A 25,575-nucleotide genomic window follows, 5' to 3' on the forward strand; every position below is an offset into this window, starting at 1 on the left:
TATGAAATCCTCTGTATAAAATCGAATATTCCCACCCAAAATAAAACAGCCTGGAATATTCCAACAAACAGAGGAGTAGAGAGTTGTGAAAAACAAATGGTTGTTGGCGTTGCTGTTAGCCATGGCGCTCGTCTTTAGCATGATGCCAGCAGGAGTATCCGTTCAAGCGAAGGTGAGCGAGAAGAAGGATTCGGTTTGCCTAAGTCCCCAAATGGTGCAGCTTAAAGTCGATATGCAGAAGGTCTGGATCGACCATACCATATGGACGAGAAGTTACATTGTCAGCGCAATATCGAATCGTCAAGATCAGAAGGACGTATTGGACCGACTTTTGCGGAACCAGCAGGACATTGGCAATGTGATCAAGCCTTATTATGGGGAAGCCGCCGGCAATAAGCTGGCCGATATTTTGAGAGAACATATTCTGATCGCAGGGAAAATTGTAGCAGTTGCCAAAGCGGGCAATCAGTCGGAAGTGAAGAAGTTAGAGAAGGATTGGCATAGAAATGCCGACGATATTGCCAAATTTTTAAGCGAAGCGAATCCCAACTGGCAGTTTAAAGAGCTGCAAGATATGTTGTATACGCACCTTCAGTTGATTACGGAAATAGTCCTTGACTGTCTCAAAGGGGATTGGAAAGCGGATATTGCAGCAACCGACAAAAATGAGATCCATATGATTCATCTTGCGGACATCCTGACAGAAGGCATTGTCAAACAGTTCCCTGCGAAATTTTAGGTGAATGCAATCGACGTTGCAAAACAGACCTCCGAGCTGAGCAACAATGTGATACTCCAGCATTAAATAGAGAACGGAGCCCGCAAACTCGCGTGGCTCCGTTTTTGTTGCAGAATTCGTTAGAAAAAATGTTTTCCAATTTTACCGCAGATGCTTAATTATGCAAATCTTTTGAACCAATTTTAGTTACCTTATTTACCTGCATACTCTAACGCTCTAAGCAGAATGACTGCCGCCTGCGCTCTCGTTGCCGTTTGGTTCGGCGCAAATTTGTTGTCGCCGACGCCCTGAACGATACCGCTCTCTACCGTTGCCGCTACTGCCGCTTTAGCCCATGCCGGGATGTCGGCATGATCCGCAAACGCGGTTGCCGCATTGGTGTTTGCGGCCAGATTCAGCGCATTCGCGATCATCATCACCATCTCGGCGCGGCTGATCTGCGCGTTCGGCCTGAAGCTGCCGTCGCTGTACCCTTTCACGATGCCGGCTTGCACGGCCTGCGCGATGCCTCGGTTCGCCCAGTCGCCGATGCTTTCCTTATCGGTAAACGCCAGGGCTGCTCCGTTGCCTTCCAGCTTCAGCGCGCGGGCCAGCATCACCGCGAATTGGGCACGGGTAATCTCGCCATTTGGATTAAATGTACCGTCGGCATAACCGTCGACGATGACCTTCGCAGCCGCTTGCTTGATGCTTTCTTCCGCCCAGTGGCCTATTACGTCGCTGAACTTTGCACCTTTACCCGCGTTCTCTTCAGGCTTGCTTTCCGGTTTTTCCTCTGCTTTCTTCTCTACGGCGAATACCGCAAACTTTGTGAAGTGATCGACTTCCGCCGTAATCCGTTTGCCGCTCGCAACGCCTCCAATTTCCACCCAAGCTTTCTTCTCCTCATCGAAGTAGAAGATTGAAGCGATTTGATTCGCCCCGACTGTTGCCGGATCGAACGTTAGTGTGATCGTAATCGACTTCGAGAAGTTTTCTGTAAAGTTTTTCAGAATTTCATAGACCGGGCTAAGAAGTACGTCATTGCTCGTTACGAGCTGCGAAGTATTGAGTACCTTCTCCACCGTAATCGTCAATTGCTTCTTCGATGCTCCGGCAGGAACCGTAATAGTAACGGTATTATTCTCGAACTGGGCCGTACCCCCGGTGTCGGCAGGCAGCGTTTGTTTACTGTCGTTTGTAGGTGCGGCCGTTTCTCCTCCGCCTGTCGAGGCGGGAGCGCGTTTTAAGGTAATCGTGTAAACTTTCGTCGTCACTTCGTCTTCTGCCGTTACGGTCACCGTTACCGCGTTGTCGCCAACAACCAGGTTGCTGCCGCCTGCGACGGCGACAGTTGCCTTTGAGTCGTACGTAGTTGCCGTAACCGTCACAGAAGTTTGGACGTTCGGCACATGCACTGTGTAGCTCAGTGTATTGGCTTTGAATCCGCTGACTGTCGAGCCGTCCACTTTCAAATCACTCAGTTCGGCATTGGAAAACAGCTCCGCTGCCGCGCGCTTTACGATAACCGTATAGACTTTCGTTGCTTCTCCGTCTTCCGCCGTTACTGTAACTGTTACAATGTTGTCTCCCACAACCAAGTTGCTGCCGCCTGCGACTGCGACAGTTGCCTTCGAGTCGTACGTAGCTGCCGTAACCGTCACGGAAGTTTGGCCGTTCGGCACATTCACCGTGTAGCTCAACGTATTCGCATTAAATCCGCTGACTGTCGCGCCGTCCACCGTAAGATCGCTCAAGTCCACTTTTGTCATCTGTACATTTTCGAATTCGGCCGCCAAGGAAACCGGTCCAGCCGGCATTGCAAATGTCAATGGATTAGCGGTATAGCTCTCATTGACAAGGCCGCTCGCCGTCCATTGTACAAAACGTTGTCCCCTCGGTACAACGGCAGTCACCGTAACCTGCGAGTCCTCTTTAACTCGTGCGGGACTTGATACTGCATCGCCGTCAACTGCAATCGTTCCGCCGTCTACCGTTAAGGCGGAGACTTTTCGGTCTTCTACGATCAAAGGCAGCTTCACTACCGTGGAATTGATGTCCCTAAATGTGATTTCCAGCGTATACGTGCCAGGAACTAATTGGTCATACCCAGGATAATTCATGAAATCATCGTAACAAATTTCAAGCAGATTCTCCGCCGCCCCATGATCCTTGCTTGGGAACCAGTGACTTCCCGTTGCATCCATAACCAGCGCGCCGTCTTTAAGGAATCTGACCTTTTGCACCGCAGACCTCCAGGATGCCTCAGGTATCCCCATTGCCCCGGAGCCGAAATCCACCTCTACATGAATGTGCGCTTCTACGGCTCTGTTATAATAAGCGCTTGTCGAAGTGACGCTCGGAGATTGACCGGACACGTCTTCCATGAGCTTGAAGGAAACGTCGATCGTATGCACGGATGTCACATTCTCGAAGGTGTACTCACGTGCCGCAGCAGCTTCTGCGTTCACTTCGCCGTCAATGATGACAGAATCGATTTCATAATATGAATTCGGACTAAACGTAAACTTCTGGTTTTGTCCGCGCTCGACAAGCACGTAGCCGCTCGGAGAGATGATCCCGCCCTTGCCGGCCGAAGCAATTACGGTAACAAAAGGATCCTCATCATTGCCGTCATTCAGCACTCGCGGTACCGGAACTTGGTTTGCCCCATCCCAATTCCATACGTTCGTAAAGTCCCATCCCAAGGCTGCAAAAGTCGCTTGCTTCTTCAATTCATCAGCGTTCTTTCCTACGAATACAGGCGAGATTCCCGATGGGAGATTAGCGCTTTGATAGCTTGCCTTTAAGACTAACTTTCCACTATCGAAGTAGTTGACTTGATTAGTATCAATAATCGCTCTGCTGCTGGACCAATAGCCTACAATTGCACCATTAACGGTAGTCCCGGTTACCATACTGGTAATGGCATTGCCGTTAAAGGTTTTGAGCAGACTGCCTGAAGAACCGCCCATATCAGCCAATACAGCACCGTAATATTGACCGCTTGATGTGACCGTTCCTGCCACATAGTTATTGAGAATAATATTCGGCGTTGTAGTTGTCGATTTAAGAGGCGAACCTGAATTGTTATAATTGGTACCGCCAAGCAAACCGCCAGCAGATGTTCCACTTACTTCAGCGGATACGAAATTGTTCTGTACGGTACCCGCATAAAGCAAACCGACAATACCGCCCGTGTAGCCCGTTCCGGTTACCTTTCCATTCACAGAGCTGTTTTCGATTGTGCCAGTGGAAGTTCCCGCAATGGCTCCTGTGTTATTGGTACCGGTGATATCGACACCCATCAATTTCAAATTGACCACTTTGCCTCCAGCGCCGATATAAGCAAAAAGCCCCGTGTTGTTGATGCTGCTTGTCATTTTTAGATTTTGAATCGTATAACCTTTTCCGTTAAATGTGCCAATGAATGGGGTCGGAGCGCTTCCTGCGCCGATTGAGGAAAATGCAGTGCCAGCCATATCGATATCGGCACTCAACTCGTATTTCCCGTCTATCGGATAAGAATCAGAACCGAAGTTGGCCGACAGTGCCATCAACTGTTCTGCTCTGCCGATTTTAATCGACGTTGATCCGCTTCCGGCAAGAGGCGTCACTTTCGCTGTTGCGGTACTCGTTGCAACTCCATTATAGAAGCCTGTCCCTGTCACAACGACGCGCAAAAATGAACCGACATCTTCCGTCTTGATCGTATACTTCGCCGCAGTCGCTTCCGGAATCACGATCCACGTCGTTCCGTTCGTCGAACGTTCCCACTTGTAAGAAACGGTGGCATTAGCCGGCGTAACGGCGGAATTCAAGGTTTGTCCCTCTTTGGCAATTCCCGAAACGGCAACATTCGTGACCGTAAATTCGTTGACATCTTGCGGCACTGCTGGGTAATTCCATGCCGACAGGTTCGGCGTACGCGGCTTGTTGGTGACAAGTGCGTTGATTTCTCCATCCTGCAGTACACCGGAGGTATCGTAGCCCTTACTTGTCACTCTGATTTCCTGTGGTGAAATCGAAACGTTGACAAATCCAGGACCAATTGGTCTTACATCGACATAGGCCATACTGGCGGCGTCCCTGTTGTTGCTTGTGAAATTAGGTCCACGCCTGTCGTTATTGGCGGAATAGTTCGTGATATAAGTCGTACCTTCGCCATAGGTCTGCGGCGAAATGTTTTGACGATTGGCAAAAAGCTTGGTGCGAACATAGACGTGATCGTGTCCCATCAGCACCACATCAATTCCCGCATCGTCAAATGCGTCCGTCCAGGAGGTTACTGGGGTAGCCATCCGATACCCAAACAGCGATTTGTGGAATACCGCAACGCGCCACTTGGTCGGGTTTTGCTTGACGACGGATCTCATCCAGTCTTCCTGCGCCTTGATGTGCGCAGCGGAACTCTGGTCCTGATAATCCATGATCAGGAACAAAGTGTCGCCATATACGTAATAATAGTTGCTTGACTCGAATTGAAGTTTGTTGATACCTGAAACCATTCGCTCCGTGCCGTCTCCTCCGCCGTAGAAAGAAGCGCCGTTTTGGGGCGGATTGTGACGTCCCAGCAGATTCTTCAGCGTCGGGTCAATGGAGTCCCAGCTGTTGTTAGGAGCCCAGCTGTTGCCCGCGCCGTCGTACTCATGGTTTCCTGTCGCCATATACAGCGGCGTACGCGCGAAAATATCCGCATTCGCCTCGAAGAAAGCATCCCATTCCCACGTGTCGAACCCGTAATTCACCTGGTCACCGGAACTTAGAACGAACGAAGCATTCGGGAAATCGACAAATGCTTGCTTCAACGCTTTTTGGGCGTATTGGGTATATAGGTTTAGGGTTGAAGCATAGCCGGATGGCGAATTTTGCTGAGCGTCGGAAATCCAGTTAAAATTGAATGTATCCAAATTGGCTGCAGGCGTTTTAAAGCTTGCCGGCGATGTGACGCTTGTCATATTTTCCCTGCCGTCGCCAACGCTGTACACATATTCCGTACCCGGTTCAAGTACTGCCGTCTCCGCCTTATGGCTCTGGATTGGCGCAATCGAGTATTGCGTCCCCGCTCCGTTATAATTTGCATTGGCAATATTGTTGGAAAGATCGACATCGCTGTTGGATCCCACAGCAATATGGGTAAATTTACCCCCATTACTTTCAAAGTCCGACTTTTTCGCATAATAAAGTTGAGTGATCTTTGTAGTTACAGGCGTAACCCAGTTAAATCGGGCAATGAACTTGTCTTTTTCCGGCTTGCGCGTCTCCTCGTTGAAGGAGTCGAACATGAACGTTACCGATGTAGGCGCCGTGCCGCCGCCCGTCGGCTGAGCGATTTCGTCTCCGGATTTGAGAATCGTGAACTCGTCGATGACACGGAACGGATTCTCGGAACCGGTCGCTTTATAGTAGGTTCGATAAATAATCGAGTTGCTCGTTACTTCTGCTCTGCTGTATACGCCCGGCGAATAGATAGGGCCGCCGCCGTTGCCCGTTTTGTTGATGCGCAAGTCATAGAAATAATCATTCCATGAAGTGTCACGGCTATCCAGGCCATAAGCATAATTGTAAACCGATCCGCCGATGACGTATGTAGGCGCCTTACCGAATTCCGCTTTTTGAATGCTTCCTGTACCGGATGCCGTGGAGATCGTTTTCAATGTCGTTCTGGCGTAAGCATGCTCATGACCGGCAAGAACCAGGTCGATGCCGGCATCGGTAAATTTCTTGCCTTTCACATTATCTACGGCATAGTGGCTCGAACCCGGGTCATACGGCGAAGCGTGAAGATTGACGATCTTCCACTGTTTCGTCGATGCCGCCGTCTCTTCAGCCAGGAATCTCCATTGAATGTCATCATCGGAGGAAGTGGCGGGAAATGAATTTAGCGTAATAAATAAAGCGTCGCCATATTCAAAGGAATATACGGTGCCTTCCGCAGCCGCAGACAATCCGCTTGGCTTGCGCAAGGATGAATAATTGAATCTGGAGTTATACATCGTGGAATATTTGTCATAGATCGTATTGTCATGATTGCCCGGCGTTGCCATGATCGGGATCGAGCTTGTCAAATTTTGCGCGGCATCGAAGAAATACTGCCACCAGTCTGAATAGCTCGCATCTTCTACCACGTCTCCGTTATGGATGAGAAACGCGGAATCCGGATGATTCGCTTTGATGTAATCGTACAAGTCTGCCGTATTTTGATAAGTGCTTACCGATGTCCCTTGCGTATCAGGCGAGACCACGAATGAAAACGGCTTATTGCCAGCCGGATCTGCAGGAGCGGTGAAACTGGCGATCGCCGTATATCCGCTAGTTGAATTTCCAACTTTGTAATAGTACTTGGCCTCCGGAGTCAGATCCTGAACCACTACACTATAGGAACGAACCTCCTTTACGTTGCCCAGCTTATTGTCCGGAACGCTGCCCGTCACATTGGGAGTTTTGACCGCAGCACTTTTTTTTGTGCCGCCAACAAGGTCAGGAGAAGTGCCGTAAATGATTTCTGATTCATTTACCGTCGGCGCTGTGACCCAATTAAAGGCCATGGCTGTTTTGCCAGGCGCAGCGCTCCCGCCAACGCTTAATGCAATTTGCGATGGAATGGCCGCAGGCGGAGCTGCTTGAGCCGGCATAGGCGATGCAATTCCGGTCGCAGCTAACAGCAATACCAACAATGCCGCCATCATCCTCGGCATTTTTCTTCGTATTCTTCTCATTCTAAAACAAATCCCCTTTCGGCAAAATATACCACCATTATGCCTGCGATTTATGAAGTCTGAACGCTTGCTTTATTAATCATTTGTGAAGTTTAAATAATTTCTGCCATTTATGTTTTTATAGGGAAATTGAAATGTTATGGTTATGGTTATGGTATTTTAATCTAACAGAGAAAAACAAAAAACGGTCTGTATTCGCATCTAATTCGCGATACAGACCGTTTTTGTTTTTTTGCGATGATGTTTTAAGGAATTACCATGCAAAAGTCATTAAGATAATAACCAAAAGAATAAAAAGAACCAAAACAGCTGCTGCGTTGTTAACACCATAACCTCCACAACTCGCACCACTCATGTTAGTCAGTCCTCTCAAATGAATTTTCATTACGCTCTAAAATATGCTCGTAACATAGTTCTTGATTGGACATTAGCCCGTTCCTCTAATCGAAAGTTGGGTAAAGAATCTCTATTCAAGAATTTTCCTGGCAATGGCTGCTAGATCAAGAAGATCGATTTTGCCGTCATTGTTGACATCCGCTTTCTTCACTTGCTCCCAATCCGGGCTTGTCGTATCTTTGCCATAATTGGCAGCTACCATAGCCAGATCGCCGATCGTTACTTTTCCGTCGTTATTAATATCGCCTGGAATTCCCGGTATTTCAGCCGTGATTTCCATGCTGTGTGACGATACGGCAGCCTGCGTTTCGTTTCCTTGGCTGTCTCCAAGAAGAGCGCTCGTTACGGCTACCGTCCCTTCCGTTGTCCGTGCAACTTTCTTCGCTTTAAACGTCAGCTCTATGAGCCCAGCGTCCCCAATAACCGCGTTCCCTTCGCCTTGGCTGGCCATAATCAAACGAATCGTTCCTGCAGGACCCTCCACGGCTTTCAGCAAGCTGATTCCTTCTTTTGCGGATTTTGCCGATACAAACTCCATAACGGTCGCGTCATAGGCGATATGAACATCCTGCGCATAAGCGCCTTTCACAACGTTGTTTAGCCCATAATTGAGCGAGAATTGTTCTCCCGCCTGAACGGAGCTTGCTCCGGTTAACGTAGTTACAGGGCCCGTCGGGGCAACCGGTCTAACGGTGACTGTCGCAGCAGCGGTAAAGCCGCCGTCTATTGTAGTGACCGTGACTGTCGCCTGACCTGGCTGCATTCCGGTAACTACCACCCTATCGTTCATGATTTCCAAACGAGCCACGTTCGGATCGCTGCTGCTCCACGCAACGTTCTTGTTGCTTGCATTTTCAGGGGATACGGTTGCAGTCAGCTCCGCTGTTTGCCCTTGGTCGATAGACACTTCTTGCTTGTCGATCTGAATGCCTCTAACCGCTGTCTCCGGGTGAGCGACACGTATTTTGAGTGCTTGCGCCGGATAAGTGATTTTGGCATCCGATGCGGCGTATTTGATATTATCGAAACCAAACGTGCGTCCATTCGCCTTATCCCATATAAATCCAAGTACAATCCGGTCAAAGTTTTTGATAGCCGTAGTGGTTTTCACAAGCTGGTTATCGATATACATTTTTAAATCCGTTCCTGATGTATAATCCCATTTCAGCTCGTGCCAGCCAACCGTCCGAGGTACATTCGTTTTTTCCCAAGCTGAAGAGGAACTGCTTGCTCTTACAGAGTAATTATCCAAATTGCCCACACTGCCACCGTCATAAAATACACCTAACGCTGCCAGAAGAGTTGTGCGTTGGTTACCGACATGCGCAATGACTCTGGTTGCGCCGTTCTTCGAGCCGTCATCATACAGCATCATCGTGACGACCCCATTCTGATTCGGCGCAAATACCTTTTCAACCGCAGGCGGATTGTCATATAAGGCGCTGTTATTTCCGTGATACGCAATTTTGTTGGAGATTTTACCACCCGAGCCATTGGTAGGCGGATTTTGTTCCGTTACAAAATCACCCCAGCCATTTTCAAAGCTTTCCGAATAAATAAGATCCTTATATTCTTGAACCTCAGCAGATACGGAAATGTCATTCACCTTTGTTAAATCGCCTGTAAACTCAAGTTTTCCCGTCAGTTGATCAATCTTTGCATCCGGATGATCCGCCAGATAAGTCATCTTATAGTAAGGCGGGTTATCCGCTGTGCCCCCGTCCTCCATTTGTCCCCTGACATTTAACTGGACGGACTTCTTGGAATCGGATAAAGTGGCGTCATCCGAAGTCACCATATATTGTTTGATCGCAGCAGCAGGACTTACTGTAACTTGGCTTGATGCTTTCACATTCGGATTCACAACGCTCTCGGCTGTAATGACTGCCGTGCCAGCGGAATTGGCTGAGATATTGCCGCTTGCATCAACGGACGCAACGGACGGATTGCTGCTTGACCATTTCGTACCTTTAAACCAAGCATCTTCAGGCAGTACTTTGGCCGACAGAGCAGCCCCCGAATGCTGCAAATAGAGATGCACGTCACTTGGGTCAACCGAGATCGAAGTCGGCATAATTTCCGGTTTCACAGTGTCCGGCTGATCGTTCGAATATACGTGGGCACCGATATCAACCTTGCCGCTAAGCGTATTGTTGAAGAAATCTTTGGATGCCTTCTCCCATACGGCAGGAGTCAAGGAGGAAACATCCATCCCTGCGTCAATCAACGGCGAATCGCTCATTAATTTGTATCCGTCTAACGCCGCTGCGTTAAATGTGTTCATGCCGGTAATGAGATTTTTTGGCTCTTCTCCGGGTCTCGAGAACTTCGGACTGGTAAACAAATTGTTTTCAAAAGAAACTCCGGCAAAGCTTTGACCTTTTATATCGCTGCCAGGATAAAAATCATTGTTTTTGATTGCGCCTCCTGTAAAACTGTTGGACCCCATAGTCATCGTGCCTTTTGCCATGAAGACGTTGTTATAGAGCTTGGCATACTTGCCCGTATCGCTAAAAATTCTTGTGCTGATCTGAGAATCAGTAAATATGGTATTATTGTGAATCAGAGGCGCATCGTTCGCAGTGGTCGGCAAATAATGGAGGATGTACGCGCCGTTTCCGTCATTAACGCTGACGTTGTACCTGACCACGGAGTTGGTCGAACCGCCCATAAACAGGATCAAACCGCCTCTGTTATCATGACTGTAGTTATATTGGTACAATGTTCCTTCGCTAAACATGTCAATGTCGAACGCCTGACCGTCATTATAACCGTATTTTCCGCCATACACTTCGTTATATTGGATAATGGTGTCCTTTACAGCAATAACCCATAAGCCCGCATAGTTCACATTTCCAACGTTTTTATACGAATGTTCGACCACCGTGTTATACTCCAGTCGGCCGTTTGCTCCGACATTGCTTAGAACGATGCCGTCCCCTTGCACTTTTTCAATATAGTTATTTTTGAATTGAACATTGTTCAGGACTTTAGGGAAGTTTGCGCTAATATCCCCTTCTTTGTACAAGCCCGCATTTCTTATGCCTTCAATATCTACATTGATAACTTTGTTATTCTCCACTAGCACATCGCTGATATTACCCAGCAGCAGGATTCCTCCGCTGCCCATTTTATGCCCTTTGGGATTACCGTTGACATCATGGATGTAATTGTTCTTGATAACGATTCCCTTCTGAGCATTATTCAACCATTCCGTCTGGTTCGTAGCTGAGGTTTTTACCACAATCCCCCCGCGCTGTGAAACAACAGTCGCACTATAATTGGTCACTTCAAAATTATTGATCTCGAGGTAGCTTCCGTCCAAAACGTCAATGGTGGCTGACTGTGTCTTGTCCGTTACTCCGCTATAATACGTATAGAGTGAAAAAACTTCTTTCGTTGTCGTGCCATTGCCATTAATAATCGGTCTGACATTCGGATCGTCACTGCCGTATTTGTCAAAAACGATAGGAGCTTGGACGGTTCCAGATAAGTTTCTAAGCTTCAAGCTTCCGTTCCAAACATCGCCTGCTTTGAAAAGAATTTTGTCCCCGGGTCCGAAGACGGCGGCGCCTACTTTTTCCAAAGTCTTCCACGGGTTTGCTTGCGATAATCCGTCATTATTGTCATCCCCCATTAAAGAGCTAACATAGTACGTATTTCCCGAAGTCGCCGCTTGCGCTTTTATCGGAGAGATTGCAGGGAAAATCAGTGTGATGAGTAACGTCAACATAATAGACCAGGCCGTTACCTTATACGTCTGACTCTTTTTCAATTTGTAACTCCTCCTTTAGTTTTTTTGAAACAATTCGTATCATTTTTAAATATAAAGAAACAATAGACGAATTGGCATGTATTATTTCGACCATTGTGTGCACGATTTTTACTTTATGGATGATAGCCACGGCAGTTTTATTGGGGAATAATCTTATCATAGACGGAGTGGTTGATTTCAACCTTTGCCTCCTTCCTATATTGCTCCACTTTCTCATCCAATTGATTTTGCACGTAAATCTGAATGACCGCGCTTTTCACATCCTTGTATTCCTCATAGGCGCCTTCTTGCTTTTTCAGAACTCTAAAAACAGTTGCTGCACCATCTGTCTCGTAAATTTCACTAAAATCCATTTCTTTCAAATCCAGGAACGTTTCATATAACTGGTTAGTAAAAATATCGTCCTTCGATATTTTTTTCGGATCTAACGTTTGCTTTTCAATATTTGCAGGTACTCCTAATTGTTCTGCCGCTGTTTTTGAGTCGATTCCTCCAGCCGTTGCTTTGTCCTTGATCTCCTGAAGTATTTTCATTGTGGCGGAACCGCCTTTTAACGAAATCTTCTCATAATCAAAGCTGCTTCTCATTTTAAAATAATCATCTTTCATTTCTTTATAATAGGCTTGGTAAAAATCATCTGATTGTGTATTTTGCGCATCCTTTGCCAGTTTCTCAATAAGTTTCTGATAGTTGATACTTCGGAAATACGAATAGTATTCAAAAGCGCTGTATTGTATCGGACCATAAACTGGTTGATTATTTTTATATTTCCTTTGCCTTTGCTCATTTTCATCCTGCAGGTTTTTCAGAAAAGCACGATACGTCGTTTCTTGGATGACATCATTTTCTTTCATAAGCCTTTGTTCCGCCTTGATTTTCAACAGCTCGTCCACGGCTAATTGTTTGGCATATTCGGCCGGATTTTCGCCTTGATAAACGGCTGACCAGAAGTTCTTGTTATAGTCGGCATTATATTTTTCTTTAAAATAACTCGTTGTTAACGCTTTCTTATTTTGTAGAACCAACTGAAATTCGTCATAAGTTATCGCTGAGCCATCCATTGTAAATACGATCTTTTCGTCCGAACGGCTTTCAAAAGTAAGCACGGACGCACTTGTGACAACTGCTAGCATGACCAATGCGCAAGACAGAATAATGAAACGAAAGTTTTCAAATTTTTTCTTTATCATGAATGGTTCCCCCCCAATCTGAAGCGTCATGCAAAGCGAAAAACACGAAACAAATTGTATCGTGTTTTCAATATAATAAAAAGCATACCAGAATGGTATGCAATATTTTGACTTGGATGTGCAAGATCTTGACTATTATAGCAGCACATCGTAGTTCCCTTTCGACAAATCGAAAGCTGGGCAGCCGATGATTAATTGTTGCTTCAAGAAGAGGATTTTTCAGTAACACAACTAATGCCCCTCCGACTTCCTGATGGGAAGCGAAAGGGCATAGAAGTATACGTTCTCGTTGCTTGGAGCTTGTTAACCTTTGAGAACCGCATGTATAGCTTGAGGTCTTTATTTTTGTTGCAGCACTCTTAGGATTACAACTGCCGCCTCGGCGCGGGTAGTCTTTTCTTTTGGTTTCACAGTGCCGTCCTGGTAACCATTGAGAAGTCCCTTTTCGGTTGCTGCTGCAAGAGAAGCACGCGCCCAATCCGATATTTCTGTGTTGTCAGTAAACCGCGTGTTCTTGTCTGTCGATGTGATTCGAGCTGCACGAACGATGATCGCTGCCATTTGCTCACGGGTAATAAAATCATCCGGCCCGAACGTACTATCGTTATACCCGGACACAATATCCAGCGCCGCAGCCGTGCCGATTGCCATCTTAGCCCAATGCGTATCGGTATCGGCGAAGCTTTTGCCTTTCTTCTCATTAAGATGGAAGGCTTTAACGACGATCGTCACGAATTCGGCTCGCGTGATGTTTGCATTTGGTTTGAAGGTGCCGTCCGAATAGCCGTTTAGGATCCCCTGCTTGACCAACTCAAGCACGCCTGCTTCAGCCCAATGACCTTTGAGATCCGAGAATCCCTGTTCATTAACCGAAGGCTGCGGCGCAGTTTTCATTTTGTTCGAGGCCAGAACGGCAAATTTCGAAAAATGGGTTACTGCTCCTGAAGCCTTCCCCATTTCCAGATCCAGCTTCGGATCGGTTAGTTTCACCCAAGCGTGGGTTTGTTCATTTAGGTAATACACGGCTACGTCGGAAGATTTCAAATCTGCTTTGGTCTTATCGAAAGGCAGCGTGATGATAACAGGTTTACTGAATTCACCGTCTTTGTCTTTTTTAATCTCATAGACCTCACTGATCAGCTGTAAGTCGGAATCTATCGGGATGCCCGAAGTGCCGCTTACTTTGTCTACCGTAACCTGGATGATACCTGTCATAGCTCCAGCCGGCACGTCGATGGATGCTCCGTTCAAAGTAAGCGTCCCGCCGTTCGTCGCCGAGATGGTGCCGGAATTGGAAGAACCGGCTGCGCCACTACTACCGTTGCCAGTGGACGGAGAAATCGCGGTGTAGCTGACAAACATCGTAAAATGCTTGGTCCAAATGACCAGATCGCTTCCAACCGTTATCGCCGCTTCTCCACCTGCAGCAATTTCAAGGTTGGCCGCCATCTGGCTGTCCTCCGAGATTTTGCCTGTTATCGGCGTAAAGACGCCGCTGCGCAAATAACCAGCCGCTTTGCCTCCTTGACCGGGCAGCAGCAGACGCACCGCCTTATCAAAGGTCAACGTGACATCCGGCGCACCGACTTCGACAACGCCGCTCACGGAAGCATTCGGTATCGATACGCTGCTGTTGCTCTTTATCGTCGGCAGTTGGATCGTACCGTCCCAAGATGAGGTTGCCGTAATTTTCGTTCCTTCCGGAATCGCCATCCCTACATTACCCAGAGAAGTTGACGACAGCACTTGTATCTGGGGCAACGTCGCTTCCTTGTTCGCCCCGGCTGTAATCGTGGTCACCGTCAGCTTGGCGTTAGTTGCATCCTCCGGAACCGATATTTGAACCGGGACATCGGTTATTGGAATCACTCCGTCGGAGCCGACTGTTACGGCTGTGGTTCTGATCACATTTACCGTGTAGGTCTTGACGGTTCCATCCTGCGCCGTAACAAGGACTTTAATGGAATTGCTGCCTTCGCTCAGCGGAAGGTCCACGGACGGTTCATTATTTTTTAAGGAAACTGGACCGAGCACCAGCGTGCCTTCCCCATTGTAAACGTTCGTCATCACGGTAGAATAAACATCATCGTACACACTAACCGTCACCGTCGTATTGACCACGCTGCTCGGAACTTTTACCGTGTATGCCGTAGTATCCTTCGTAAAGGATGGACTTATTTCACCGCCTGACAGTATAAGGGACTTTAAATCGGCGTTGCTGGATGGCGGGGCCGCCCGTGTTACCGTTAACGTATAATTCATGATCGATTCGTCTTGAGCCGTTACGCTGACATAGATCGGATTATCCCCGACTTGGAGTTTGAAGCTTTGCTCGCCTACACCTACCACCGTCGTTCCGTTTAGAGATACCTTGGCTTTGCTGTCCGCCGCTGTCGCTCTAACGGATACTGATTCGGTATCAAACGGAACGTTAACCTTGTAGCTTCGAATTGGGAATGCATTAGAATATCCATCGTAAGGCGTTAGGTTAACAAAGGCTGGAGAAAGTGAGACCGTTCCATTGCTGCCGGTTACCTCAATTCCCGACAAATGGGAAACATCAAGAAGGGACCCGTCGCCCATGATGGGCTGCATAAGTGCGTAATCCGATTTACTCTGGATGTAATAGGTTGCTGAAAGCTCGAGAAGCTCTTGCTTGAACGAATTCCAAGTGCTGTCATCCATGGTGTTTACAAACTTGCCTGCAAAGGCCGATGTGCTTCTGGCATGAGCGAGCGCATAAGCCTGCGAAGCATACTTCACGTAGTTGGCCAAGTCCGCTTTGGAAGCGAAGGCGGTTTTGATATCGGTATAATCTCCTTTGCTAACGGCAATGGAGCGCACAAGAAAACTTCGGCTTCCCATCGCCATCGAACCTGCATAAGACTCAGTATTCATCATCAAACTCTTGTAATTGTCCGCCGTACGTCTGCCATGATCCGTTCCATAAACGGAATCGTACTCGCTGCGGTTCGCTTCCGGATTAGCAAGCAGGTTCGGCAAAAATTCTTCCTTAACATCAAGTAAGATGTCGTCATCCTGCCCTGTGCTGTTTCCTTCAATTAGAACGTTGAAACGCATAGAGCCTCGGCTGGCATTCCCCTGGTTCACTCGATATACGACGTCCTTAATTTTAAAATACCCGGGATTCTTACTCTTTGCGAAGCTGTCGATGGAGGCTAAGTAAGTATTCCAGCTGGATTCAAATTGGTAGCGTTGTTCTGGTGTCAACAAGCTGTATTTGGATCCCGCAATAAATTTCCTTGTCTGGGTCTGGGGATCAACAGGAACTGCACTATTCAATTGATTGACACGGGTTACGGCTGCCATCTTATCCAACAGCGTTTTCGTGAAACCGTCCACGTTGTTTGTCGTTAATTCTTTAGTAAGAAGATTGGCGTTGCCGCTTAACGAAACTAGCGTTCCGCGATACTCGTCAAGGAAGATATTGACGATATCTGTCATATCCGCGTCCGTCATACTTTTCTCGGCTGCAGTACCGTTGTCCCTTTCCAAGAAGAGACTTGGCAGCATGCGCAGCAAATCCCAGTAGAACGGAGCGGTCGCCGAACTGTCATAATCGTTCAGATCGAACTTCACCTGTCCGCTCGCGTTCTCGAACGTACCAATATTTTGCAAGTAGGCATCGCCCTGAACGATCGTTTTCAAATCCATCTGTTTCCAAGCGTCCGGCACCGGCAAAAGACTTGTATTCAGGTCACCAAAGAAGACTGCCGGATTCCCCCGGAAAAAGTCGAAGCTGGTGTTCGCCTGTGTAGCGTATTTGGCGGCCTTCATGACAGGGTCGGAGAAAAAGGCATTGCTTGCTTTAATGGCCGCAATCAACTCATTCTTTCTAGCCAAGTCTGCTTTCGAGTCCATCTTACGGATGGTGATACCGACCGGATTGGCGTCCTGAATGATCTGGCCGTTAACAGTAGAACTGGACATTACCGCATTGCTAAGGGTGATCGAATAAGATATATCCTGTGTAACCGGAACGGATGAAGTCCCGGAAACGCTAAACGTAATTTGATCCTTCGAGTCATTCACAGTAGCTGACAAGGTAAGCCCTTGCGGCAGCGCTGGAACTAGCGAATAAGAAGAAGAAACCAGTGAATCCTTAAGTGATACGCCGTTAACATTCGGTACCGACAGACGAAATGAAGCATGTTTAGGATCGATGGCGGTTCCTGTCGTCATCTGCACATCGCTTGAGATAAGAGAAGCATTGATTTTGGGTAGTGCCGCTGCGATCGTAAAGTTTACAGGGTCGGAATCCGTCTGTTCTCCCGAAGTGACACCCGCTGCTTTGATCTGAACCGTGAAGGATTGATTGGACGTTATTGGATTGTTCGCTGTGCCTGTGATCCAAACTTCAAGTCTGTGGTTCACTCTATCGGGAACAACCGAATAGGCAAGTCCTTGCGGCAAATTGGACACGATTACATAGCTTTCATCAAAATCATTTTTCAATTCTGTTAAAAAAGGGAGTTGCAAAGCTACTTTATTTTTCAATGCATCTACGGTTGTATTCGTGGACATCGCTACGCTGGAATAAAGCGGGTCCGCCTTGGCATAAATTTTCAGCGGGTGGCGGCTGCTTAGAGAGTTGTGCACATTTGCAGGATTGGTTTGATATTGGGTTAAAATCGAGGTGCCACCCCCAATATCAAAATCATTGAGGCTATTCCCGGTGAAATATCCATTTCCGTAGTTGTTTTCATTCGTATTCGGAGTACCATCCGCGCTGCTTGCCGAAAGAGCAGTTCCTGTTGGATCAACTGGATTAACCGCCTTGCGAACAAAATAGTTATAAACTTTCATAGCCGGAGCGGAGGTCGGCGTGGAATCTCCGTACACAACAAGATCTTTAGAAGAGTTATTATTGCCTATGAGCTCGATTTTCCCGGTATCTTTATCCATTTTGAAAATACCAGTCTCCGCCGTCGCCACGACGTCCGGTGTCGGCAATTCAGCTCCGTACAGCGGCGAAGTCAAATCTTGGATTCCACTCGGATTCTTGTCGAAATCCTCTTGAACTAAGAAATAGCCATGAGGCTGAATCGTTCCGTAGATATTGGTAGTGACGGAAGATTGCCAAGTGCCGGAAACTTTGGGTGTATACTGAATTTTCCACCCTGTTAGGTCAACGGACTGTCCAGTAGGATTGTACAATTCAACGAAATCATATTTGTACAAATTTTTGTTTTTAACCGCAGTGCCGGAGCTGAAACTCGGACGGTTGCCTGCAGGATTAAACTTGCTGATTACAATATGATCGGCTGTCTTGGTGAAAGCTTGTCCGTCAGTCGAAGCCGTTGCTTGCGGAGACCCAAACACGCTCAGGATCGAACTGCAAGCAAATGACACAAGTACGACTGATGTGATTCGTTTCATTTTTGAACGCTTTAACACGAAAATCATTCCCCCTTTTGCGAAATGTACATAATGTTTCATTTGATCATATCCATATTCTGTTATCGTACGATTAACCTTTTGTAAATAAAACGTAATATTATGCTCTTTCGACTTCAATCGATAGATCAGGCACAGGCGTTTCACGCGAATTATAGAATATAAAAAACCCGCTCCAGAACAATGGAATGCGGGTTTACTTTTCAGTATTTAACTAATCACAATATGCAAATCACCAAGAATAACTATAAGGCTTTTAATTGGTTTACTGAGACTAAACGCATCGTTACTCGGCGTCCAGCTTAAACCAGCTGCTAGCATAATCGCCGTCGATCTGCGGCAGATTCAGCCCGAAATGCATGAGTCTGTCTCCGCGGTAGGAGGTACCGAGCTGGCTGACGCGATAATCGAAGCCCGCATTCAGACCGCGAAGCTGCAGCCTCCGCAGCGGAGCGTTAGGCTCCGCCAGCACCCGAAAATAAAACACGACCGCTTTCTTCTTATCTTCCGAAACGAACATCCAAGCCGTTTCATTTCCGGTAAACGGACTTTTTAACCGATACAAATCGCCGCTCTGAACAAGCCCGCGAAGCTCTTTATAATCGCTCACTTGCTGCTTGATGACCGCTTTCTCTTCCTCAGATAGCTTTGTCAGGTCCAGCTCGTATCCGAAGTTGCCGGACATTGCCACGTCGCCCCTGGTTTTGAGCGGCGTGATGCGACCCACCTGATGATTCGGTACAGCAGAAACGTGCGAGCCCATCGCGCTGACCGGGTAGACGATGCTGGTTCCGTATTGGATCTTGAGCCTTTCGACTGCGTCCGTATCGTCGCTTGTCCACGTCTGCGGCATATAGTAGAGCATTCCCGGATCGAACCGTCCTCCGCCGCCGGAGCAGCTCTCGAACAGGATGTGCGGAAATGATCCGTTCAGCTTCTCTAGCAGCTCATAAAGTCCCAACATATACCGGTGCGCTACTTCGGATTGGCGTTCCGCCGGCAGCGTAGCGGAACCAATCTCCGTCATATTACGGTTCATATCCCATTTGACATAGGTGACGGGGACGGTTCGGAAGATGTCGCTGAGCGCGTCAAAAATATACGCCCTGACATCTTGTCTGGAATAGTCAAGAACGAGTTGGCACCGTCCTTCCGTTCTGCGCCGGTCCGGCACGTGCAGGCACCAGTCCGGGTGAAGGCGATACAGTTCGCTCTCTGGCGATATCATCTCCGGCTCAAACCACAGCCCGAACTGAAGCCCAAGCTTATTGACACGCGCAGCCAAATCTTCCAGACCGTTCGGCAGCTTGTTGCGGTCGACCGTCCAATCTCCAAGAGAAGTCGTATCGTTATCCCGTTTGCCGAACCAGCCGTCATCGAGCACGAACAATTCAATCCCAAGCTCAGCGGCTTCGCCAGCGATCGCTTCAATTTTGTCAGCGTTGAAATCAAAGTATGTCGCTTCCCAGTTATTCACCAGAACCGGCCGTTCCTTATCGCGATGAACCCCTCGGCACAATCTTGTACGGTACAGCTTATGGTACGTTCTCGACATGCCTCCCAAGCCTTCGGACGAATAGACAAGCACCGCTTCTGGCGTTTGGAACGACTCTCCCGATTCCAACAACCAAGCGAAATCAAACGGATTGATGCCGATCGACACCCGCACCGTAGCGAACTGATCTACTTCGGCTCCGGCAGCGAAACTCCCGCTATATACGAGACTGAAACCGAACACGTCCCCCTGCTCTTCGCTTGCGTCCGGCCGGAGCAAAGCGATAAACGGGTTGGCCTGATGGCTGCTGGAGCCGCGACGGCTTTCAATCTTTGTAGTGACTCCCTTCGTGAGAGGACTTCTTTGTATGTGCCTTTCCCTCACCCAAGCACCTGTTAAAACTAAACAGTCGTACTCCGCATCGGCAAAATCGACACTTGCGCTCAAGGCGCTGCGCAGATTCAGCGCTTGCTGCCCTTCATTGACAAAACGTACGGATCGTGTAATGGCACTGAACGCTTCAAAAACTGTGTAGCTGATAATCACCACCAAGCCGGAATACGAATCGGTTAGCTCCAGCTCCAGTGTCATCGCTTCCTGTTCCGACTCGGCATAGACAGCCGGCAGCCCTTCCAATGCGGGCTTGCCCCTTACGATTCGGTGCGTTCTATATAACAGCTCCGTAATCCGGCTCCCATCCTGCAGCTGTACCTGATAAGCCGGATTGCGGAAATCGCTAGTTCCATACTGCGGATATTCCTGCGGCAACGTATCTAGCGAGATGCGCCTGTCGTCCGGAACCGGATTAGGGCTGAACGAGCATCGCTCTTGCAGCATCAGAAAATCGTCTAAGTTCCCATCCTGGTCCAGTTTCTTTCCCCAGTAGGCATGAGACGGATATCCGTTCACCAGTTGAATGATGTAGCTCATATCTTTGGATTGCAGATGAAACAGCTGCTTATTTTCGTTGTAATAGATATTCATCGTGCTTCTCCCTCAGTAATCCCGCAAATAACAAATTCAAATTCCAAATCCTGCTCTGACGGTATCAAATATTCATCGTGCACAGGTGCGCCCCAGCTGTCGTCTCCGCCTACGCCCATTTGTCTGCCCGCCACGGTTACGACCGTATAATGCACCTCCGGCAGCTCCCAATGATGATTAGCCTGCTCCAGCTCAAAGGCGGAATAAGGAGATATATTACACTCTACTGGAGCAAGCGGATCTGCTTTGATCATAAGCCCTAGTCCATTCGCGTCGGTTATTTTCACGCTGCGAACGCCAGTGCGGTTGCCCGATTCCTGCGGAACGAGATAACGCGAAGGCAATCGATCGACCGGGCTGCTGAAAACAGCTAAGCGCGCCCCGCAAGCGCGGTCGATATAGTTTTCTTCAGGTCCCATCGCGTACCATTCAGATTGGTTATATTCAGACGCCATCTTGAAAGATAAAGCAACGATAGGCAGATTCGGAAGCCCCTCGGCTCCTTTGTAGCAGGTGTGCACACGGACGGTTCCATCCGCATACACCGTGTAGGCCGTTCTAACACGTATTTCGGAATGGATGCTGAACGTGTACTCAAACGAAACGGTTGCCGTTTCCGGTGTTTGCTGTAGTTCGACTTTTGCGCATTTTCTCGCTAAACTCGCAGCGTACCAAGCGCCTGCCGTAAAGCTGAGTGACGTCCCTTTATCATTATCGGTGGTGGCTCTCCAAAATAACGGCGTCGGTGGCACGGCGATCATTTCGCGACCGCTGTATCTGATAGATACAAGCGATCCAACCTGCTTGGAAAATAGAACGGAAAAGTCCTTGCCCGTGACGCCGATATTTACATCGCCCTCGACCACTTTAAGAGCTCCGGATGGCAGAATGCGGTCGGATGGAGTTTGAATGGCCATAATCTTTTGGCCAAAAGCGACCTCAAATCCGGCCTCGGCCCACAGGTGCGCCTCTTTAAGCTTCAACGAAGCTTGCAGACAATACTCACCGGGTCCCTCTTCCATATGGGGCAGCTCAATCCCAACGCTAATTTGGTTTTGCGCTTCTACGTCGACATTCGTTTGCCATATCCCTATCTGCTTGCCATCACGATAGAGGCTATACACCAGTACCAGATGGTCCGTTCCTGTGAACAAACTTTCATTGACGATTTTAATATGCGTTCGGGTCGGCTCCAGCTTATAGTTCTGATATAGGAATTTAACTTCCTGCATTTTCGGCGTGATTTGCCGATCCGCATATACAAGGCCATTGCCGCAGAAGCTATAATCGGACGGGCGATCCTCGAAATCGCCGCCGTAAGCTAAATATTCTCGGCCGAAACGGTCTTTTTTCACCAACGCTTGGTCGATATAGTCCCAAATAAAGCCGCCTTGATACATCGGATACTTGATTTCCAGTTCCGTATATTTATGCAAGCCGCCGACAGAGTTGCCCATGGCATGCATGTATTCACAACTGATGTACGGTTTTTCCGGCTGACTTTGCAGATAGGCTTCAATATCCGCCGGCTTCGCATACATTCTGCTCTCCATGTCGCTGGTCGCATCATAGTTGCGGTTATGGAATACGCCCTCGTAATGGACAAGCCGGCTCGGGTCGGTTTCGCGGAAATAATTCGATACGTTCATTATGACCTGTCCCGCATAAGACTCGTTGCCGCACGACCAGATCAAGATGGAAGGATGGTTCTTATCCCGTTCCACCATCGAGCGCGCACGGTCGAGCACGATGTCCTGCCACTGCGGATCGTTGCCCGGGATGTTCCAAGAAGGCTCGACGGCGCCCATTTTTTGCCAAGATCCGTGCGTTTCCAAATTCATCTCATCGATGACATAGACGCCATACTCGTCGCACAGCTCGTACCATAACGTTTGGTTCGGATAGTGCGAGGTGCGGACGGCGTTGATGTTGCTTCGCTTCAGCGTCTGGATATCCCACAGCATGTCCTGTTTCGTGATCGCCCGGCCGCTGCGGCAGTTGAACTCGTGTCGGTTGACGCCCTTAAACATGATCCGTTTGCCGTTAAGGCACATCAGTTTGTCCTTCATTTCAAAACGGCGGAAGCCAACCTTTTGCACAATGGCTTCGACCAGTTCCCCGTGCTCATCCATAATCGATATGCATAGCGAATACAAATATGGGCTCTCGGCGCTCCACAGATGCACGCGGCCTGCCTCAGCAATCACTTCCAGCTTGCCGCTTTGGAGCTCGTTCTTTGCCGTAAGGCACGTCTTGCCCGCGGCGTCTTTCAATTCCAACCGCGCATGAACGGGAGCAGACGGATTTGCGCGCAGCGCCAGATCCACCTTTAATGTGCCGTTTTCATAGCGGTCATCCAGTTCGGCATTGACGCGCAAATCCCAAACATGGTGCTTCGGAACCGTAAATAAATACACATCGCGGAAAATGCCGGAGAAGCGCCAAAAATCTTGATCCTCCAGCCAGCTCCCGGTGCTGCGCTGATAAACCTCGACAGCCAGCTTGTTCGACCCTTCGCGGATATACGGTGTCAAATCGAATTCGGAAGGGGTGAAGCTGTCCTCGCTGTAGCCGACAAATTCGCCGTTCAGCCAAACGTAAAAAGCCGATTCGACGCCTTGAAAAGAAATATAAACGGGCTTGCCCTGCATATGGGCAGGCAGATCAAAATGCTTCACATAGCTGCCCACCGGATTATGCTCCTGGGAAATGTGCGGAGGACGAAGATCGGCCAACCCGTCCCACGGATACATCGTGTTCACGTACTGCGCCTGGCCCCAGCCTTGAAGCTGAATATGGCCCGGAACCTGAATATGCTCCCAAGCGGCGCAATTGTAATCCGCTTCGTAAAACGCGGCAATCCGGCTTGCCGGATTAACCGCATAGCTGAACTGCCAGCTGCCGTTCAAGCTGTGGCGCATGTCCATCGGCAATCCGGCCGCAGCTGACGCCATCGAGCTGTAGTAGCGGTGGTCTGAGTGAGCATCCAGCCTGTTAACTCTAAATATGCTGACATCTTGAAGCCAATCCAGGCTTGGTTTCGTATGACCCATTCCATTCGTCTCCTAAACAATCATATTTTGCATTTTACTCTATTTGACAGATCCGACCATGCCCGCAACAAATTGTTTTTGCATGAGGAAGAAAACCAGCGCAGTCGGCAGCGTGGAAATAACGATAGCCGTCATGATCACACCGAAATCGGGCGAATAACTGGAACCCAAGTTCGAGACTAAGAGCGGAATCGTTCTTTTATCCGGGGTCTGCAGCACAATCAGCGGCCACAAGTAGTTGTTCCAGCTGGACATGAATGTAATAATCGACCCAGCGGCGAAAGTTGTCTTCATTGTCGGCACGTAGATGCGGAAAAACAGGCTGAGTTCGCTCAAACCATCCATGCGTCCAGCCTCCAGCAGCTCCTTCGGGAACATTTTCGTGCTTTGGCGGAAAAAGAAAATGAGGAACGCCGTCGTAAAGGTAGGGAGTACGACCGCCACGATCGTATTCACGCCAATCACGGGAACTGTTCGCGACAGCTTGGAAAACATTTGATAAAGCGGCACCATCATAGCCGCGAATGGAATCATCATCGACAGCAGCAAAATGTTGAACACAATATCTTTTGCCTTACTGCGGTAAATTTCAAAGCCGTAACCGGCCAGTGAGGCAATCAGCAGCGCCAGCACTGTCGTCGATAGCGAGATTTTCAGTGAATTGCCGAAAGCTTGAAACAGGTTGATCGAGCTCACCAGTTTGTTGAAGTTTTCCACAAAATGGCTACCCGGCAGCATTCTCCCCTGGGTGACATCCACGGAAAGATTCGTCGAGGAGATGATCATCCAAATAAACGGGAATATCGAGACGATCGCCGCAGCGGTCAAAAACACATAGATGAAGATCCTTTTCCACATTATTTATTCTCACCTGCCAGTTTAATTTGAAGGACGGACAGCACGATGATCATGACCACAATCGAATAGGAGACGGTGGCTGCATAACCAAAGTCAGGAGAGTATTTGAACGACAGATTATAGATGTATTGCGAAATCGAAAGGGTTGCATTGCCTGGTCCGCCTTTTGTAATATTAACAATTTCATCGAACAGCTGCAGCGTTCCGATTGTCGAGGTAATCGAGGTAAACAAAATGATCGGCTTGAGTAATGGCGCCGTAATGCTGAAAAACTGTCGGACCGGGGAAGCGCCGTCGAGGCGAGCGGCTTCATAGATCGAGCTGTCGATGTTTTGCAGCGCCGACAAATAGAAAATCATATTATAACCGGTCCAGCGCCAAGTAATCGCAATAATAATGGTTACCTTCGCCCAGAACGGATCGGAAATCCATTGAATCGGCTGCGCGAGAATATGCAGCTTCAGCAGCGCCAGATTGATCAGACCGTCATTGCCGAACAAATATTTAAACACGACTGAATAAGCGACAAGCGAGGTGATACATGGTAAAAAAATAGCCGTGCGGAAAAATCCCTTGAACCGCAGATTGCTGTCGTTAAGCAGCACGGAGATGATCATCGCCAGCAAAATCATGATAGGCACTTGAATGATCAAAAAGACAAAGGTATTCTTGACCGCAGTGAAGAACGTCTTATCGCTAAACAGCCGTTTGTAGTTGTCGACGCCATTGAAGTGCAGGTTTGCTCCGGCTCCGGTCTTAAAGGAGAGCAGCAAAGCTTGAATCATCGGATAAAAGTAAAAGATACAGATCAAGATTACGGCAAGCGCAATAAACAGCCATCCCGTCAACTTTGCTCGGTTTTTCATTGTATAGTTCAAGGCTACCAAACCTTTCCTTCAGAAAAATGGAAAAGCTGACCTCCGCCATGCGCAATTCGGCAAAACGAAGGTCAGCGTTGATCGGAAATGC

The 25,575-nt window shown here is 48.3% G+C and carries 9 protein-coding genes; 1 reads left to right on the plus strand and 8 read right to left on the minus strand.

All coding sequences use genetic code 11. From position 1 onward, the window contains the following. The first annotated feature begins 85 nt into the window (after positions 1 to 85). Positions 86 to 739, plus strand: a complete 654-nt coding sequence (locus tag GC097_RS11555) for a glycosyltransferase (RefSeq protein ID WP_171683457.1) — start codon at positions 86 to 88, stop codon at positions 737 to 739. A 191-nt stretch (positions 740 to 930) separates the two neighbouring features. Here the strand turns inward: GC097_RS11555 and GC097_RS11560 are convergent, their stop codons facing one another. The 8 genes from GC097_RS11560 to GC097_RS11595 form a co-directional block, all read right to left on the minus strand. Then, positions 931 to 7,404, minus strand: coding sequence for an S-layer homology domain-containing protein (locus GC097_RS11560; protein ID WP_171683458.1), 6,474 nt, complete (start codon positions 7,402 to 7,404; stop codon positions 931 to 933). 499 nt (positions 7,405 to 7,903) lie between these two features. After that, the gene (locus GC097_RS11565; RefSeq protein WP_171683459.1) at positions 7,904 to 11,608 is read right to left on the minus strand and encodes an Ig-like domain-containing protein; all 3,705 of its coding nucleotides are present in this window, start codon (positions 11,606 to 11,608) and stop codon (positions 7,904 to 7,906) included. A gap of 137 nt (positions 11,609 to 11,745) precedes the next feature. Further along, positions 11,746 to 12,798 (minus strand): hypothetical protein, encoded by a 1,053-nt coding sequence (locus tag GC097_RS11570; RefSeq protein ID WP_171683460.1) that lies wholly within the window; start codon positions 12,796 to 12,798, stop codon positions 11,746 to 11,748. Between the two features lie 339 nt (positions 12,799 to 13,137). Beyond that, complete coding sequence (locus tag GC097_RS11575) at positions 13,138 to 18,216, minus strand: DUF2252 family protein (protein WP_171683461.1); 5,079 nt, start codon at positions 18,214 to 18,216, stop codon at positions 13,138 to 13,140. 286 nt (positions 18,217 to 18,502) lie between these two features. Next, positions 18,503 to 20,695: an alpha-galactosidase gene (locus GC097_RS11580; RefSeq protein WP_171683462.1), complete on the minus strand. Its 2,193-nt coding sequence runs from the start codon at positions 20,693 to 20,695 to the stop codon at positions 18,503 to 18,505. After that, positions 20,692 to 23,748: a beta-galactosidase, LacZ type gene (gene lacZ, locus GC097_RS11585; protein WP_171683463.1), complete on the minus strand. Its 3,057-nt coding sequence runs from the start codon at positions 23,746 to 23,748 to the stop codon at positions 20,692 to 20,694. Before lacZ ends, GC097_RS11580 begins: the two co-directional genes overlap by 4 nt. 39 nt (positions 23,749 to 23,787) lie before the next feature. Then, positions 23,788 to 24,606 (minus strand): carbohydrate ABC transporter permease, encoded by an 819-nt coding sequence (locus tag GC097_RS11590; protein WP_171683464.1) that lies wholly within the window; start codon positions 24,604 to 24,606, stop codon positions 23,788 to 23,790. Then, positions 24,606 to 25,472: a carbohydrate ABC transporter permease gene (locus tag GC097_RS11595; RefSeq protein WP_171683465.1), complete on the minus strand. Its 867-nt coding sequence runs from the start codon at positions 25,470 to 25,472 to the stop codon at positions 24,606 to 24,608. Before GC097_RS11595 ends, GC097_RS11590 begins: the two co-directional genes overlap by 1 nt. Positions 25,473 to 25,575: the final 103 nt, after the last annotated feature.

The sequence above is a fragment of the Paenibacillus planticolens genome (assembly GCF_013141725.1).
Taxonomy (GTDB): Bacteria; Bacillota; Bacilli; order Paenibacillales; family NBRC-103111; genus Paenibacillus_E; species Paenibacillus_E planticolens.

Bases quoted from the DNA above. Each gene is read 5' to 3' on its own strand.
- GC097_RS11560 (WP_171683458.1), bottom strand. From the start codon at position 7,404: ATGGCGGCATTGTTGGTATTGCTGTTAGCTGCGACCGGAATTGCATCG.
- GC097_RS11570 (WP_171683460.1), bottom strand. From the start codon at position 12,798: ATGATAAAGAAAAAATTTGAAAACTTTCGTTTCATTATTCTGTCTTGC.
- lacZ (WP_171683463.1), bottom strand. From the start codon at position 23,748: ATGGGTCATACGAAACCAAGCCTGGATTGGCTTCAAGATGTCAGCATA.
- GC097_RS11580 (WP_171683462.1), bottom strand. From the start codon at position 20,695: ATGAATATCTATTACAACGAAAATAAGCAGCTGTTTCATCTGCAATCC.
- GC097_RS11590 (WP_171683464.1), bottom strand. From the start codon at position 24,606: ATGTGGAAAAGGATCTTCATCTATGTGTTTTTGACCGCTGCGGCGATC.
- GC097_RS11595 (WP_171683465.1), bottom strand. From the start codon at position 25,472: ATGAAAAACCGAGCAAAGTTGACGGGATGGCTGTTTATTGCGCTTGCC.